This window comes from Corynebacterium phocae (assembly GCF_008693075.1).
Lineage (GTDB): Bacteria > Actinomycetota > Actinomycetes > Mycobacteriales > Mycobacteriaceae > Corynebacterium > Corynebacterium phocae.
Map to the genome: position 1 here is coordinate 1 of NZ_VXKJ01000007.1, position 842 is coordinate 842.

The following is an 842-nucleotide window of genomic DNA, read 5'->3' on the forward strand; positions in this document are numbered from 1 at the left end:
CTGCTAGAGCATGGTTGACCTGCTTATTTGGGGCTTTGAGGTTGACGTACCGGTTTCGCTTTACAGGGATTTTCCCTTCGACGGCACGCTCAGCTTTTTCACTTGCTCCTCAATTCCCCTGAGGCTTCGCCGGGCTCGATCCCAGGAGTATTGGTAAAACGTAACCGATTCTGTCACCGACTCCGACCCGGTAGTGCGCACAGTGTCATGCCGCCAAATCTGCCCGTCGGTGTAGGCGGTGTAGTCGGTGTCGGGGTTTTCTTTTCGCCAAGCAGCGATAACTTTAGGGATGTCGCGTTCTTTCGTGCCCAAGATATAGCCAAGCCCAGCGGAGACGACTTCTCGCTTGTTGGCCGCCGAAAACATTCCCGCATCTGCTACAACGGTAATGTCATCCAGACTATAAGCTTCTTGCAGTTTTCTGATCATTGGAAGCATCGTGTGCGTTTCAGCACGGTTGCCTTCAAAGGCATTAATAGACAACGGCAATCCTGTTGTATCAGTGAGCATTCCTGCGGTGACCTGCGGTTCTAGCCGCCGCTCTTTTGAAAAACCGGGCTTTCTGAAATCGTCTTCTTTATCCGTTTCGAAGTACAACGTCGTCACGTCGTAAAGAACCAATACCCCAGGGCCAATCCCCGCATGCTGGGCAAGCGAGGCTGAAATCTCATCCCTAAACAACTCCGTGGCGTACCGAGGCAAATGACGCTTGATTGTCGAATAGCTAGCAGATTCAACACCGGCTTCCGCAAGCGTTTCGATGGATTCAAACTTTGACCCCGGATGAATTATCCGCGCCGCAACCAAATGATAAAACACCTGGTCATCACCAGAAGCAACGT

General features: G+C 51.7%; 1 pseudogene. It reads right to left on the bottom strand.

From position 1 onward, the window contains the following. A pseudogene (locus tag F4V58_RS00860) lies at positions 1-842 on the bottom strand (IS1634 family transposase); the annotation flags it as partial.